The organism is Stenotrophomonas sp. TWI602 (assembly GCF_039674045.1).
GTDB lineage: Bacteria > Pseudomonadota > Gammaproteobacteria > Xanthomonadales > Xanthomonadaceae > Stenotrophomonas.
Map to the genome: position 1 here is coordinate 98039 of NZ_JBDJMT010000008.1, position 14679 is coordinate 112717.

Sequence of the window (14679 nt, forward strand, 5' to 3'; positions counted from 1 at the left end):
CTTGCAGGCTGGATTTCCGCAGGAGCGGCCATGCGCTTTCGTCGTGTACGTTCGATCCCGCTGCTGGCGGCGGTCGCCGCCTTGACCGCCTGTGGCGGCCGCGCCGCTGACAGCACGCTGATCCGCGAGTCCTTCGACTCCGGCGATACCTATTCGCGCACCGTGCCCGGCCCGCCGGCCCAGGCCTGCGAGGCCGCGCGCCGCACCCTGCTCAGCCAGGGCTATGCGATCGCCCGCGCCGGCGATGACGCCGTGGAGGGCAACAAGAACTTCCAGCCCAAGGATGAAGAACACGAGCAACTGGTGCTGCGCATCTCCTGTGCGCCGCGCGGCGACCAGGCGCTGGTGTTCGTCAGTGCGGTGCAGGACCGCTACGCACTCAAGAAGAGCCCGACCTCGGCCAGCGTCGGCGTGGGCGCACTGGGCTCGGTGTCGCTGCCGTTCGGCAGCAACGACGACTCCCTGGTGAAAGTGGCCAGCAGCACCGTGCAGGACGCCACCTTCTACCGCCGCTTCTTCGAGCGCCTGCAGCAGTACCTGCCGGCCGCGGCCGTGCCCGAGCCGACGCCGCCGGCGGCCGCAGCACCGGCAGCGGCGCCTGCCACGGCCGTCGAGTCGGCGCCTGCCGAGGTGGTGAGCGATACCCCGGCATCGCTGCGCTGATCGGGCGGGGGTGGGGCAGGTCATGGCAGCAGGATCGCGGCGCTGGCATCGCTGTGCGCTCGCCGCGCTGCTGGGGCTGATCCCGGCGACCAGCGCGTGGAGCGCCGCCTCCTGCGCGCAGGGCGTGCTCGAGGATCTCGGCTGGCAGGTCGACGCCGCTGATATCGCCGCGCCGGTCGTGCACGGTGGTCCGGTCTGCGAACGTGCCGATCTGCGCCAGGCCCAGAGCTCCGGCGACCTGCGTGTGCAGCTGCCGCGCCAGTGGTCGGCGGCGCAGCGGCAGGCCTGGCTGCCCACATTGTTCGATGACCCGGCCACGGTCTGCGCGTATGCCTTCCAGCTTGGCGCCGCCACGCGCCGCGCGACGACCGCGCTGCAGGACAACGATGGCTTCCGCTTCTCGGCACTGCAGCTGGGCTGGATCGGTTTCGGTGCAGGCGGCGCGCAGGCCAAGGGCTGGGAGCGCTTCCGCAGCTTCGGTCGCGGCTATCAGCCGGCCGAGGCCAACAGCGCGGCACTGCAGACCTTCTACGAGGGCCGCGTACGGGCCGAATGCGGGGTCGGCCGCCAGGTCGCGCAGTTGGCGACCCAGCGCGAGCTGTACGGCGATGCCGCGTTCGATCGCGAGTTCTCGGCCGATGAGCTCTCCATCGGCACCTTCCTGACCCTGCACGAGACCGACAGCATCCTGCTCGGCCGGCACGCCGGTGAGTTCCTGGCCGATGGCAATGCGAAGCAGACCGCCCTGCGCGGGCGGCAGGCCTTCGTCGGCACGCCCGGTTTCATCGAGCACGTGTTCGAGCGGAAGTACCTGGACGACATCAACAACCAGGCCGAGAACTTCGTAGTGGTCGATGTCAGCGATGCGGCGGCACGCGCGCTGCGCGAGCACGAGGGCTTTGCCTACTACGACCAGATCAACCGGCGCATCTGGGCGCTGGCCCAGCGCATGCCGGGCCCGGGGCCGCGCCGGTTCGAGCGGCTGCTGATCGAGCGCGATCCGATCTGGCGGCGCGAGGTACCGGCCGAGCAGCAACCGCTGCTGAAGGAACTGGATGCCTTGCTGGACGATCCGTTCTACCAGGGGTTCCTGATTTACGTGCATCCTCGGGGTATACGTCCTATCGGGTACCACATCGCACGCCTGCTCGATCGCAATCCGCGTACACCGTTCGCGATCGAACTGGGGCTGCACAACCTGCATACCACGCTGTATCGGCGCTGGATCGACGCACGCCTTCGCCAGTGCGATTCCCCGCCGTCAGCGTTCCCGCAAGACAACACGACAACAGAGCAAAGGTGATTCATGGATATTGCAATGATCGGGCTGGGCCGCATGGGCGCGAACATGGCCGAGCGGCTGCACCGTGGCGGCCACCACGTGATCGGCGTCGATCCGGGTGAGGCCGCCCGCAGCGCGGCGGCCGCGCGTGGGTTCGAGGTCAGTGCCTCGATCGCCGAGACGCTCGCCGCGCTGCCGGTCCCGCGCGTGGTGTGGCTGATGGTGCCGGCCGGCGTGGTCGACCAGACCCTGGCATCACTCTCGCCGCATCTGTCCGAGGGCGATGTGGTGATCGACGGTGGCAACTCGTACTACAAGGACTCCATGCGCCGCAGCGAACAGCTGCAGGGCGAGGACGTGACCTACATCGATTGTGGCACCAGCGGCGGCGTGTGGGGCCTGCAGGAGGGCTACAGCCTGATGATCGGCGGTGACACGGCGGCGGTCGAACGGATCGGGGCGATCTTCCGCACCCTGGCGCCGGGCGAGGACCGTGGCTGGGCGCATGTGGGGCCGAGCGGGGCAGGGCACTTCTGCAAGATGGTCCACAACGGCATCGAGTACGGGATGATGCAGGCCTACGCGGAAGGCTTCGCGCTGATGCAGCACAAGACCGGGTTCAACCTCGATCTGGCGCAGGTGGCCAAGGCCTGGCAGCACGGCAGCGTGGTGCGTTCGTGGCTGCTCGATCTCAGTGCCGATGCACTGGGCCGCAACCCGCAGCTGGATGGCATCGCGCCGTACGTCGAAGACTCCGGCGAAGGCCGTTGGACCGTCGCCGAGGCGATCGATCTGGATGTGCCGGCCCCGGTGATCACGCTGTCACTGCTCGAACGGTTGCGCTCGCGCGAGAAGAATTCCTTCAGCGACCGCCTGCTGGCGGCGATGCGCAACGAGTTCGGCGGTCACGCGATCAAGACCACGTAACACGGATCGATGCGGGCCGGCCGAACCCCATCGTCCGGCCCGCATTCCTGCATGGCGTGGAGCTACGTGGGCTGGCGTGACCGATTCAAAGGGTCACCCGCCGCCCGCTGCGTGCACTCTCTGCGCCCGCATCCAGCAGGCGCATCAGCTGCAGCGCCTGCGCAGTGCTGACCGGCGCTTCGCCCACGCCCAGCATTGTATCGCGGAAGGCCGCATAGAACGCCCGGTAATCGCCGGGCATGTTGTCCACGGTGCTGCGCCGGGTGTGCCCGTCGGCATCGATCCGCACCAGATGACCGTGCTGCGGGTCCAGTCCCCAGCCCGGGGCGCCCGGGGCAATGCCTCGCCGCAGCTGATCCTCCTGCACGTCCAGCCCGTCCTTCAGATAGCTGCCGGCATCACCATGCACGATGAAGCGCGGACCGGAGGCGGCCACCAGCGAGCCGGCATGCAGGATCGCGCGATGCCGGGGGTAATGCAGCACCGCATGGAAGTAGTCGTTGCCGAGCGCGTGTTCGCGCTGCGCCATCAGGTCCACACTGATCGCGCCGGGCCAGCCGAACAGCTGCAGCATCTGGTCCAGCAGGTGCGGCCCCAGATCCATCCACAGCCCGCTGCCGGGCGCATCGCTTTCGCGCCAGCGCTCGCGCACCTGCGGGCGGAAGCGGTCGAAGTGGGAATGGCATTCGGCGACGTGGCCGATACTGCCGCTGTCGATCACCTGCTTGAGCGTGAGGAAGTCGGCATCGTGGCGGCGGTTCTGGAACACCGTGACCACACGCTCCGCGTCGTGCGCGGCCTGCACCACCGATTCGGCTTCCGCCACGGACAGCGCGAAGGGTTTGTCGACCAGCACATGTTTGCCCGCCGCCAGTGCCGCGCGCGCCAGCGGTGCATGCGCATCGTTGGGCGTGGCGATCACCACCGCGTCCACCGCCGGGTCATCGAACACCGCCTGCGGGTCATCGCAGATGCGCACATCGGTGAAGCTGCGCAGCAGGCGATCAAGTTGCGAGCTGACGATGCTGTGCAGTGCAAGCCCTGGCGTATGCAGGATCAACGGCGCATGGAACACGCTGCCGGCCAGCCCGTAGCCGATCAAGGCGACCTGAAGTGTGGCGGCCATGGTGCGCTCCAACATAACGGGGCAGGACAGCGTAACGGCTGCGCGCGCGGGGCGGAAATCTGAACGATCCGGCGCCAACCTGAGTGGTTCACGGCAACGTTATGCGGCGCCCACGTCCTGTCCACGGCCGTGCACGGACACTGGCTGCACATCCGCAAAGGAATTCGAACATGACCAACACGACCCGTAATCTGCTTGCTGCTTCGCTGGCCCTGGGCATGGTGCTGGGCACCTCGACTGCCATGGCCAAGGATCCGCCGAAGACCGATCATGCCGCGATGACCCACGCCGACAAGCACGACTCGGCCGAGCCGGTCACCGACAGCTGGATCACCACCAAGGTCAAGACCGACCTGCTGACCAGCAAGAACGTCCCGGGTACCGAAGTGAAGGTGGAGACCGTCAATGGCGTCGTCACCCTGACCGGGACCGTGGCCAGCCAGGCCGAACATGACAAGGCGGTGCGCGTGACCCAGCAGATCAAGGGCGTCAAGCGCGTCGATGCTGCCAACCTGAAGGTGGCTGCGACCGCCGCACGCTGAGTCCCACCGCTGCATCGCTGAACAGGGCGCGCCTTCGGGCGCGCTCTTTTTTTGCAGGCCGCCTGCCCCGTATTCACAAAGGGGTGGAGTATATTCACCGCTTCGCCATTGCCGATGGGCTGCGCGGGCCGGCGCTGCCGCCTGGGCCGGGTCGTCGATGGCATCGAGCTGAAGAGGGACTATGGCGCTGGTGTTCAGTGATCAAATCTGGGACCGCTGGCGTCTGCCGGCCTTGGCCCTGGCGGCGGTAGCCATCATCGTGGTGCCGTGGCTCACCCTGCGCAAGCTGGCCAATGACAACATCGATGCGATGAACTGGGTCACCCATACCCAGGATGTCGGGGTGGCGGTCTACCAGCTGCAGGCCGATGTCCGCGATGTGGAATCCGCGGCGTTGACGATGTCCAAGGGCATCGATGCCCCCGGCCTGCGTGAGCGGTTGGCCCAGGCCGACGACATTCCGGGGCGGCTGGCGCGGTTGGCGGAACTGACCCGCGACAATCCCGATCAGCTGGTCCGGATCGGTCGCATCCAGTCCATGCTCGAGCGCCGGATGGAACTGGCCAAGCAGTTGGCCCGTTCCTCGCCCGATGCCGATCAGCGCCAGCTGGTGGCCGACCTGACCACGCGCTACCCGATCCGCAGCCTGGTGGAAGAACTCCAGGCCACCGAGGAACAGCTGCTCAAGCAGCGCTCAACGCTGTTTGCCGCACAGCAGCGGCAGGGCGAGTTCGTCTCCTGGTCGGCGCTGGTGGTGCAGTTGCTGTTGCTCGGCCTGGTGCTGTGGCTGTTGCAGCGGCAGATCCGCCATCGCCTCTCCGCCGAACGTGCCTCGCTGCGCGCGGCCGAGCGCGCGGCCTCGGTGCTGCATACCGTGCGCGAACCGATCGTGCTGCTCGACCGCAGCTTGCGGGTACAGATGCACAACCCCGCGTTCGCCGAACTGTATGGGCTGGACGAGGAGACATCGCCCGAGGGGCTGCCGCTGGACAGCATCGGCGACGGTGCCTGGGCCGATGCGGTGGTCCGCCAGCGTCTGACCGATGTGCTGCTGCGCGGCCGCGAGCTGTGGGACTACGAGCACGAACAGCGCACCGCCGATGACGTGGTGCGCATCATGCTCATCAACGCGCGGCGCATGCCGTTGCCCGACAAGGACGACGAAGTGGTGCTGATGACGGTCAGCGATGTCACCGTCCAGCGCGCCGTGCAGCTGCGGGTGGAAGAGCTCAATCGCCAGCTGGAAGGGAAAGTAGAGCAGGTCTCCGAGGTCAACCGCGAACTGGAAGCATTCAGCTACTCCGTCTCGCACGATCTGCGCGCGCCGCTGCGCCACGTGGCCGGCTTCTCGGACAAGCTGACCCGCCACCTGGGCGAGGGCGCGGACGAGAAGTCGCTCCATTACCTTGGCGTGATTTCCAATTCGGCCAAACGCATGGCCGCGTTGATCGACGACCTGCTGGTCTATTCGCGCCTGGGCCGGGCGGCGATGCGGCTGCAGGCCGTGGACATGCAGTCGCTGGTGGCCGACACCCGCGCCATGCTCGATGCCAACCAGCAGAGCGAGTCGGAGAGCAGCGGGGTGCCGCACCATATCGACTGGAAGATCGCGCCGCTGCCGATCATTGTTTCCGATGAAAACATGATGCGGCAGGTCTGGCTGAATCTGCTCGGCAACGCGATCAAGTATTCTTCCAACCGCGAGCCGGCCCGGATCGAGGTCGACTACAAACTGCAGCCGGACGGCAGCCATCTGTTCACCGTGCGCGACAACGGCGCCGGGTTCGACATGGCTTACGCCGGCAAGCTGTTCGGGGTGTTCCAACGGCTGCACAAGGCCAGTGACTACCCCGGCACGGGCATCGGCCTGGCCAGTGTCCGCCGGGTGTTGACCCGCCACGGGGGCCGTATCTGGGCCGAGTCGGCGGTCGATCAGGGCGCCACGTTCCACTTCGTTCTTCCACCCGCGCTCGACGCAATCAACAAGGGCTCCGCCGCATGACCGCTCTCCGTACCATCCTCCTTGCCGAGGACAGCCCCGCCGACGCCGAGATGGCCATCGACGCATTGAAGGAGGCCCGCCTGGCCAACCCGATCGTGCACGTCGAAGACGGCGTGGAAACGATGGATTACCTGCTGCGCCGTGGCGCCTTCGCCAACCGCGATGAAGGCCTGCCGGCCGTGCTGCTGCTGGATATCAAGATGCCGCGCATGGATGGGCTGGAAGTGCTCAAGGAAATCCGCAACACCGAGGAGCTCAAGCGGCTGCCGGTGGTGATCCTGTCGTCCTCGCGCGAGGAAAGCGATCTGGCGCGCAGCTGGGACATGGGCGTGAACGCCTACGTGGTCAAGCCGGTGGACGTGGACCAGTTCTTCGGCGCCGTGCAGACCCTGGGCAAGTTCTGGGGCTTGATCAACCAGGCACCGGAGATCGAGTAAGCCCATGCCGCTGACCGGCCCCGCCCTGGGTGCGCTGCGGATCCTGCTGATCGAGGATTCGCCGGAAGACGCCGAACTGATGTGCGAGCAGATGCTCGACGCTGGCCTGGAGGCGAGCTTCGAGCGGGTCGAGAGCGCGCAGGAACTGCGTGAGGCGCTCGAGCGCGCCGCGCCGGATATCGTGCTGTCCGACCTGAGCATGCCCGGCTTCTCCGGCAATGAAGCGCTGCAGATCGTGCGCGCCGCGTTGCCCGAGGTGCCCTTCATCTTCGTGTCCGGCACGATGGGTGAGGAAAACGCGGTGGCCGCCCTGCACCAGGGCGCCAACGATTACATCATCAAGCACCAGCCGGCGCGTCTGCCCTCGGCGGTGGCGCGTGCCGTGCGCGAAGCGCGCAGCGCGATCGACCGCCAGCGGGTGGAAGCCGAGCTGATGCGCGCGCAGCGTCTGGAAAGCCTGTCGCTGCTGGCGGCCGGCCTGAGCCACGACCTGCGCAACATCCTGCAGCCGCTGCTGATCATGCCGGACCTGATGAAGGCGCGGACCGACGATCCGCAGCTGCACCATCTGGCCGACATCATCGCCGAGTGCGGCCGGCGCGGGCATGAGATGGCCGAATCGATGCTGTCCTTCGTGCGCGGTTCGCGCAACAGCAGCGAGCACATCTGCCTGGTCCACCTGTTCGAAGGGGTCGAGCTGCTCCTGCGCAGCAACCTGCCGGCCAAGGTCACCCTGCACCTGGAGGTGGCCGATGGCCTGGCGGTGGATGCCAACTACACCGAGCTGCAGCAGGTCCTGCTCAACCTCGCGTTGAATGCCATCCAGGCCATGCCGGACGGCGGCCGGTTGACCCTGCGCGCGGCATCCGCCGCCGATACGCATGGCGAGGACTGGTTGCGGATCTCGGTGACCGATGAAGGCATCGGCATGGATGCCGACACGCTGTCGCATCTGTTCAATCCCTTCTTCACCACCAAGGCCACCGGCACCGGTCTGGGCCTGATTTCGTGCAAGCGCATCATTGAAGGCGCACACGGCAGCATCCACGTCGACAGCCAGCCGGGTGTCGGCACCCGCTTCGATCTGCTGCTGCCGATGCGCGAGATCGCCGACACCGCCGCTGCGGTCGATGGGCCGATCGCCGCCGGTACCGGCCAGTCCATCCTGGTCGTGGATGGTGAGGCGACGCGGCTGTCGCTGCTGGGCAATGCGTTGTCCAGCCAGGGCTATCACCTGCAGCTGGCCTCCGATGGTGCGGCCGCGCTGCGCTGGATGCAGCAGGAGAGCATGCCGGCCCTGGTGATCGCCGATGCCGGCTCCAAGCTGCTCTCGGCCAGCCACCTGCTGGGCGAGATGGCCACGCTGGGCTACCGCGGCCCGGCGCTGGTGCTGGAAGAAGCCGAGGTGACCGTGCCGCTGGCGGTGTTCCCGCCCGGCATCAATGTGCACGTGCTGCGCAAGCCGCTGGAAATGCAGCAGGTGTTCCGTTCGGTCGCCGAGGCGCTGGAAACCGCCTGATCAGGCCTCCCAGGGAAACCGGGGGAGGCTGGCCACGGCCTGTTCGAGCTTGAAGGACCAGTTGCCGTGGATTTCCGCGTAGAGCGGACTGTCGCCGGCCAGGCGCATGCGCTGGGTGATGCGCAGGTCATCCTTGCGGATCAGCACCAGATCCACCGGCAGCCCGACCGACAGGTTGGAGCGGATGGTCGAATCCAGCGAGACGATGGCGGTGCGCGCAGCGTCTTCCAGCCGCGTCTGCGGGCGCAGGATCCGGTCCAGGATCGGCTTGCCGTACTTGGACTCGCCGATCTGCAGGAACGGGGTCTCCGGCGAGGCCGCGATCGCATTGCCGAGGGGATAGATCATGTACAGCCCCGGATGCTCGCCGCCGATCTGGCCACCCAGGATCAGCGTGGCCTGGGTCACGATGCCGTCCTGGCCCGCCTCATGCGTGCTGGATTTGACCTGGCTGTCGAGCAGCACCCGGCCCACGTACTCGGCCACCTCGAACAGATGCCGGTAGGCGCGCAGGTTTTCCGGACGTTGTTCCTCCACATCGCGGCGCAGCCGTGAGATCAGCAGCTGGGTGGTCGCCAGGTTGCCCGCGGCCATGATGACGAAGGCGGCTTCACCGGGAAACTCAAACTCGTGCAGCTTGCGGTGCACGCGTACGTCGTCCAGCGACGCGTTGGTGCGGGTGTCGGCGGCGAAGACCAGGCCTTCGTCCACCTCGATGCCGACGCAATAGGTCATGTCGGTGTCCTATGATGTGCACCCCGATTCTATGCGCTGGGCATGTTGCCCCCGTGTGGAATCGCCCCACGTACGCTGAATACCATGACCACTGCGCTCCTGAGCCTGGGCAGCAACCTGCAGCCGCAACAGCACCTTCACGCCGCGGTGGAAGCGCTGCGCGCGCGTTTTGGCGCGATCGCGGTATCGCCGGCCTACCGCACTGCCGCGGTCGGCTTCGACGGGCCGGATTTCCTCAACAACGCCGTGGCGATCGAAACCGATCTGCCGCTGCAGACGCTGGATGACTGGCTGCACGCGCTGGAGGATGCCCACGGCCGCGACCGCAGCGGCCCGCGCTTCAGCGACCGCACCCTGGATATCGATGTGGTGTTCTACGGCGACCTGATCGTGGAAGGCCCCGGCCACCTGCGCATCCCGCGCCCGGAGCTCAAGCACGCCTTCGTGCTCAAGCCGCTGGCCGACATCGCGCCGGACTTCCGCGACCCGGTCAGCGGGCTGACCCTGGAGGCGCTGTGGCGGGCCCATCGGCAGTTCGGCGAGCCGTTCGACACGATGGAGCTGGTGCCGGTCTGATCGATGCGGTAGGTACCGACCGTTGGTCGGTACGGGGCCCGCATGCGACCACCAACGGTGGCCGCCTACGACAACGTCCGCCCACCATCCACGCGCAGCGTGTGCCCGGTGACGAACGCGGCCTCGGTGGCCAGCCAGTACACCGCCTCGGCGATCTCCTCCACCGTGCCGGTACGGGCCAGCGGCGTGCGCGCCAGCAGCGCCTGCTGGGCGAAATCGTCCTTGCCCTGTTCCGGCCACAGGATGGCGCCAGGGGCGACCGCGTTGACCCGTACCTTGGGCGCCAGTTCCAGCGCCAGCGAGCGGGTGACCATTTCCAGGGCTGCCTTGGCGGCGGCGTACACCGGGTGGTCACGCATCGGCTGGGTACCGTGCAGATCGGTCAGGTTGACGATGCTGCCCTGCTGGCGGCGCAGGTGCGGCGCGGCGGCCTGGGCCAGCAGCAGCGGCGCGCGGGCGTTGACTGCGAACAGGTCGTCCCATTGCGCGGCGGTGATCTGGCCGAGCAGGGTGGGGTAGAAGTTGGAGGCATTGTTGACCAGGCTGTCCAGACGGCCGAACTGGGCCACGGTCTGGTCGATCAGATCGGGCAGGGCATCGGCATCGCGCAGATCCGCCTGCAGCGCCAGCACGCTGCCCGGGCGCAGCATGTCCATGTCGAAGGCCATCTGCTGCAGCTCGGTCGTGGAGGTGTGGGCGTGCAGCACCACCGACCAGCCACAGGCGTGGAACTGGCGGGCGATGGCCGCGCCGATCCGGCGCGCGCTGCCGGTGATCAGCGCCACGGGCGCGGTATCGGTCATCGGGGGTACTCCCTGCTCAGGCTATGCTGTGCATTGTCACCGCAATCGCCCGCGCCATGCATTCCCCACTGCCCACCCCCGAATCCGACGCCCTGGCCCACAGCGACGAGCTGGCCGCGGCGCTGCGTGCTGAAATCCTCGCCAACGGCGGCGCGATGCCGTTCTCCCGTTTCATGGAGCTGAGCCTGTACACCCCCGGTTGGGGCTATTACAGCGCCGGTGCCAGCAAGTTCGGTGCCGCCGGCGATTTCACCACCTCGCCGGAAATCGGCGCGCTGTTCGCCGCCACGCTGGCCAATGCGATCGCCCCGGTGATGCAGCAGCTCGGCCCGGAAGCGCGTTTCATGGAAGTGGGGGGCGGCAGCGGCGCGTTCGCCGAAGTGCTGCTCAAGCGCATGCTGGAACTGGACGCGCTGCCTGAGCGCTACGCGATCCTGGAGCCCAGCGCGGACCTGCGCGAGCGCCAGCGCGAGCGCCTGGAAAAGGCGCTGATCCCGCCCGTGTTCGCCCTGGTGGAGTGGCTGGACGGCCCGTTCGATGACGACTGGGACGGCATGGTCTTCGCCAATGAAGTGATCGATGCCTTGCCGACGCCGCGCTTCCTCGCGCGCGATGGCATGGTGTACGAGGAAACCGTCGAGCTGGATGCACAGGGCGCCTTCGTGCGCGGCGCGCAGCCGGCCGATGCGATGCTCACCGCAGCGGTGCGGCATGTCGAGCACTACCGCGAGAAGCCCTTCGCCGATGGTTACCGTTCCGAACTGCTGCCGCAGCTGCCGTACTGGATCCAGGCGATCGCCGGCGGCCTGAAGCGCGGCGCGATGCTGTTCGTCGATTACGGCTACCCGCGCAACGAGTATTACCAGGACGACCGCGACGACGGCACGGTGCGCGCGTTCTATCGCCATCACGTGCACAACGATCTGTACCGCTGGCCGGGCCTGCAGGACCTGACTGCCTCGGTGGATTTCACCGCGTTGGCCGAGTCGGGCACCGGTGCCGGATTCGAACTGGCCGGTTACTGCACGCAGGCCAGTTTCCTGCTCGGGAACGGGCTGGATACGCTGCTGGAGAAAGCCGATGCGCGCACCGACGAGATCGGCCGCGTGCGCCTGCGCGATCAGGTGAAAAAGCTGACCCTGCCGACCGAGATGGGCGAGCGCTTCCAGGTGATGGGCTTCCAGCGTGATGTCGATTTCGAACCCGCCTTCGAACTCGGCGATCTGACCTGGCGGCTGTAACGTGGCGGCCCCGGATCTGTTGAAGCCGCTGCGCTGGCCGCGGTTCTGGCTGGCGCTGTGGTGGGGGGCGGTATTGGGCACGATCGTGGTCTGCCTGATTCCGCCGCCGCCGCTCGCATTGCCGGAGAACAGCGACAAGGTCGAGCATTTCCTCGCCTATTTCCTGCTGGCCGCCTCCGCCGTGCAGATCTACCAGCGGCGTGCGGCGCTGGTCTGGGCCGCGGTCGGCCTGGTCGCGCTGGGCATCGGCATCGAATTCGCGCAGGGCGCCTTGACTGTCAACCGCATGGCCGACCCCATGGATGCGCTGGCCAACAGCGTTGGCGTGCTGGCCGGCCTGGCGATCGTGTTCACCCCGTTGCGCGATCTGCTGGTGCGCCTGCGCGGTTGATGGGTGTGACGTCGGCGACGCACGACCGGTAGTGCCGGCCGCTGGCCGGCACCCCGGTGCCCGAATTAGCGCGGCAACAGCGTCATCTCATCCAGCACCCACATCGTCGGCCGGGTATCGCCGGTGAAGCGCACGCACAGGTTCTGCGTACCCTTCAGCGACCGCGGCAATGCCGCCTCCAGCGTGATGAAGCCATCGGCGCCCGGCGCGGCCGGCAGCGTGACGCTGGCCAGCGGTTTGCCATCGCACTGCCCGCCGAGGATGTCCATCTCCCCGTGTGCGCTGCGCCTGGGCGCGAAGCGGCGGTTCGGCTCGTCGTGGGCCAGCTGGAAGTAGTACGGGATCTGCCCGGCCCGCACGCGCAGTTTGGCGATGCCCTCCACGTCCGCGTCTTTCCACAACCAGCACGGGTTGAAGATGTCCACGTTGAAGATCGCGCGCTCGCCATCGGCCGGGCCGTCGTCTTCCAGGCGCAGCAGCAACTGGCCTTCGCCCGGGCACTGCGCGAGATGTTCGTCGGTCCGCGACAGCAGCGACGCGGCGGTGACATCGAAGCGGCTGGCCGCCTTGGCCAACGCCTGGCCGTTGAAGAACGTGGCCGCCTGCAGCGCCACCGGCAGCGGCTGCTGCAGCGGGGCGGTGTAGCGCGGTGACTGCGCGGTGACCGCGCTGCCATCCACGCTGTAATGGATGTCGTAGCCGAGCGCGGTGCGCAGGGCCAGCGTCGCGGTGCTGGCGGCGCGGTCGTCCGTGCTGTCCAGCTCCACCTGGAACGGCGTCTGCGCATACGCGATGCCCATCGCCTGGTAACGCTGCAGCTGCGCTGGCAGGCGCGCCAGGAAATCCGCATAGTCGCGGCGCTCGCGCGGCGACCAGCCGGTCTCGGCCACCGCGGCCAGGCGCGGGAACAGGTTGTGCTGCAGACGCGCGTAGCTGCGCGTGTGCTCGGTGAACATGTTGGCCTGCAGGCCGAGGATGTGGTGCTGCTTGTCCTTGGCCAGCGCGTCCGGCACCGGCTCGAAGCCGTACACACGTGCCAGCGGAATCGTCGCCGGGCGGCCCGGCGGTTCGTTCGGTGAGTTGGTCTGCAGGTAGTCCATGTACATGTCGGTCACCGGCGACATGACCACGTCGTGGCCCTCGCTGGCGGCCTTGAGGCCGCCCTCGGTGCCGCGCCAGGACATCACCGTGGCTTCCGGCGGCAGCCCGCCCTCGAGGATTTCATCCCAGCCGATCAGGCGCCGGTCGTGTTGTTCCAGGAAGGTCTCCAGGCGCTTGATGATGTGGCTCTGCATTTCCATCTCATCGCCGGCGCCCACGTCGCGCATGCGTGCCTGCACCCGTGCGGAGGCCTCCCACTGGTCCTTGACCGCTTCGTCGCCACCCACGTGCACGTACGTGGCCGGGAACAACGCGATGACTTCTTCCAGCACGTTCTCGAGGAACTCGAGGGTGCTGTCGTCGGTGTTGAACAGGTTCGGGAAAACGCCCCATTCGCTCAGCGGCTTGAGTGGGGTGTCGATCGTGCCGAGTTCCGGGTAGGCCGCGATCGCTGCGGTGGCGTGGCCGGGCACGTCGATTTCAGGAATGACCTGGATATGGCGCGCGGCGGCATACGCGATCACCTCACGGATCTGGTCCTGCGTATAGAAGCCGCAGTACGGGCGCTCGGCGCCGGTGACCGGGTCACGGCCGCCATCGCCGGCCGGAATGCGGCAGCTGCCGATGCCGGTCAGTTTCGGGTAGCGCTTGATCTCCATGCGCCAGCCCTGGTCATCGGTGAGATGCCAATGGAAGGTGTTGAGCTTCTGCTCGGCCATCGCATCGAGGACCTGCTTGATCTCATCCAGGCTCTGGAAGTGGCGGGCCGAATCGAGCATCAGGCCGCGCCAGCTGAAACGGGGCGCATCGTCGATACGCAGCGCCGGGAGTTTGCCATCGCTGCCGCCGGTGAGCAGCTGCGAGAGCGTGGCCGCACCGTAGAACAGGCCGGCTTCGGTGGCGGCCTGCACGGTCGCGCCACGCGCGTCCGAACGCAGCTGGTAGCCCTCGGTACCGGTCTTGAGCGTGGCATCGAGCACGAAGCGGATGCCGTCCTTGCCGCGTCCTTCGCTGACCGTTACCGCCGGGCCGCCGCTGTCGCGCAGCAGGGTGGCGAACTGCGTGGCGACGCGCTGGGCGGCCTGGCCCTGTGCACGGACCGGCGTGGCGGCGGTCACGGTGTACCCGGCGCCGTCGATGCGATCGACCTTGGCGGGCGCGGGGATCAGCATCAGCGAACCGGGCAGGGCCTTCGGGCCAGCCGGTGCCTGTGCGTCGGCAGCCTGGGCCAGCGGTGCGAGGGAGAGCGCCAGTGCGAAGGACAGCAGCGACAGCGAGGTACGACGGGTGCGGGTGTGCATCGGGTCATTCCTTTGTAGCGAATCGGGTTCCAC

14 protein-coding genes are annotated in these 14679 nt (G+C 67.7%); 10 read left to right on the forward strand and 4 right to left on the reverse strand.

Annotation, left to right across the window (positions count from 1 at the left end; translation table 11 throughout):
- The first annotated feature begins 30 nt into the window (after nucleotides 1–30).
- The 3 genes from ABE483_RS10315 to gnd are packed head-to-tail and all read left to right on the forward strand — an operon-like array spanning nucleotide 31 to nucleotide 2872.
- Entirely contained in the window at nucleotides 31–663 is a 633-nt protein-coding gene (locus ABE483_RS10315) for a DUF2242 domain-containing protein (RefSeq protein WP_313219574.1), read from the forward strand.
- Nucleotides 664–685: 22 nt separating this feature from the next.
- Nucleotides 686–1966: a hypothetical protein gene (locus ABE483_RS10320; protein WP_346481620.1), complete on the forward strand. Its 1281-nt coding sequence runs from the start codon at nucleotides 686–688 to the stop codon at nucleotides 1964–1966.
- 3 nt (nucleotides 1967–1969) lie between these two features.
- Nucleotides 1970–2872 (forward strand): phosphogluconate dehydrogenase (NAD(+)-dependent, decarboxylating), encoded by a 903-nt coding sequence (gene gnd, locus ABE483_RS10325; protein ID WP_313211600.1) that lies wholly within the window; start codon nucleotides 1970–1972, stop codon nucleotides 2870–2872.
- Between the two features lie 85 nt (nucleotides 2873–2957).
- Here the strand turns inward: gnd and ABE483_RS10330 are convergent, their stop codons facing one another.
- A complete protein-coding gene (locus ABE483_RS10330; RefSeq protein WP_346481621.1) occupies nucleotides 2958–3998 on the reverse strand; it encodes an oxidoreductase in 1041 nt (346 codons plus the stop codon).
- A gap of 170 nt (nucleotides 3999–4168) precedes the next feature.
- Between ABE483_RS10330 and ABE483_RS10335 the strand changes: the two genes are divergently transcribed.
- The 4 genes from ABE483_RS10335 (at nucleotide 4169) to ABE483_RS10350 (ending at nucleotide 8498) form a co-directional block, all read left to right on the forward strand.
- Nucleotides 4169–4540 (forward strand): BON domain-containing protein, encoded by a 372-nt coding sequence (locus ABE483_RS10335; RefSeq protein ID WP_313211603.1) that lies wholly within the window; start codon nucleotides 4169–4171, stop codon nucleotides 4538–4540.
- Nucleotides 4541–4721: 181 nt separating this feature from the next.
- Complete coding sequence (locus ABE483_RS10340) at nucleotides 4722–6542, forward strand: ATP-binding protein (RefSeq protein ID WP_313211604.1); 1821 nt, start codon at nucleotides 4722–4724, stop codon at nucleotides 6540–6542.
- Entirely contained in the window at nucleotides 6539–6979 is a 441-nt protein-coding gene (locus ABE483_RS10345; protein WP_313211605.1) for a response regulator, read from the forward strand. The genes ABE483_RS10340 and ABE483_RS10345 overlap by 4 nt, the downstream gene beginning before the upstream one ends.
- Nucleotides 6980–6983: 4 nt before the next feature.
- Nucleotides 6984–8498 (forward strand): ATP-binding protein, encoded by a 1515-nt coding sequence (locus ABE483_RS10350; RefSeq protein WP_313211606.1) that lies wholly within the window; start codon nucleotides 6984–6986, stop codon nucleotides 8496–8498.
- On the opposite strand, the gene ABE483_RS10355 is transcribed toward ABE483_RS10350, so the two are convergent.
- On the reverse strand, nucleotides 8499–9233 hold the full coding sequence (locus ABE483_RS10355) for a 20S proteasome subunit A/B (protein WP_152152276.1): 735 nt from the start codon (nucleotides 9231–9233) through the stop codon (nucleotides 8499–8501).
- 84 nt (nucleotides 9234–9317) lie between these two features.
- Between ABE483_RS10355 and folK the strand changes: the two genes are divergently transcribed.
- Nucleotides 9318–9809 carry a 2-amino-4-hydroxy-6-hydroxymethyldihydropteridine diphosphokinase gene (gene folK, locus ABE483_RS10360; protein ID WP_313211607.1) on the forward strand — a complete coding sequence of 164 codons (492 nt, stop codon included), beginning with the start codon at nucleotides 9318–9320 and terminating at the stop codon, nucleotides 9807–9809.
- 65 nt (nucleotides 9810–9874) lie between these two features.
- On the opposite strand, the gene ABE483_RS10365 is transcribed toward folK, so the two are convergent.
- On the reverse strand, nucleotides 9875–10612 hold the full coding sequence (locus ABE483_RS10365) for a pteridine reductase (RefSeq protein ID WP_313211608.1): 738 nt from the start codon (nucleotides 10610–10612) through the stop codon (nucleotides 9875–9877).
- Nucleotides 10613–10668: 56 nt separating this feature from the next.
- On the opposite strand from ABE483_RS10365, the gene ABE483_RS10370 reads away from it, so the two are divergent.
- Together ABE483_RS10370 and ABE483_RS10375 are read left to right on the forward strand one after the other, a co-directional pair.
- Complete coding sequence (locus tag ABE483_RS10370) at nucleotides 10669–11853, forward strand: class I SAM-dependent methyltransferase (protein ID WP_313211609.1); 1185 nt, start codon at nucleotides 10669–10671, stop codon at nucleotides 11851–11853.
- Nucleotide 11854: 1 nt separating this feature from the next.
- Complete coding sequence (locus ABE483_RS10375; protein ID WP_313219577.1) at nucleotides 11855–12244, forward strand: VanZ family protein; 390 nt, start codon at nucleotides 11855–11857, stop codon at nucleotides 12242–12244.
- A 65-nt stretch (nucleotides 12245–12309) separates the two neighbouring features.
- Here the strand turns inward: ABE483_RS10375 and ABE483_RS10380 are convergent, their stop codons facing one another.
- Nucleotides 12310–14646, reverse strand: coding sequence for a family 20 glycosylhydrolase (locus ABE483_RS10380; protein ID WP_346481622.1), 2337 nt, complete (start codon nucleotides 14644–14646; stop codon nucleotides 12310–12312).
- Nucleotides 14647–14679: the final 33 nt, after the last annotated feature.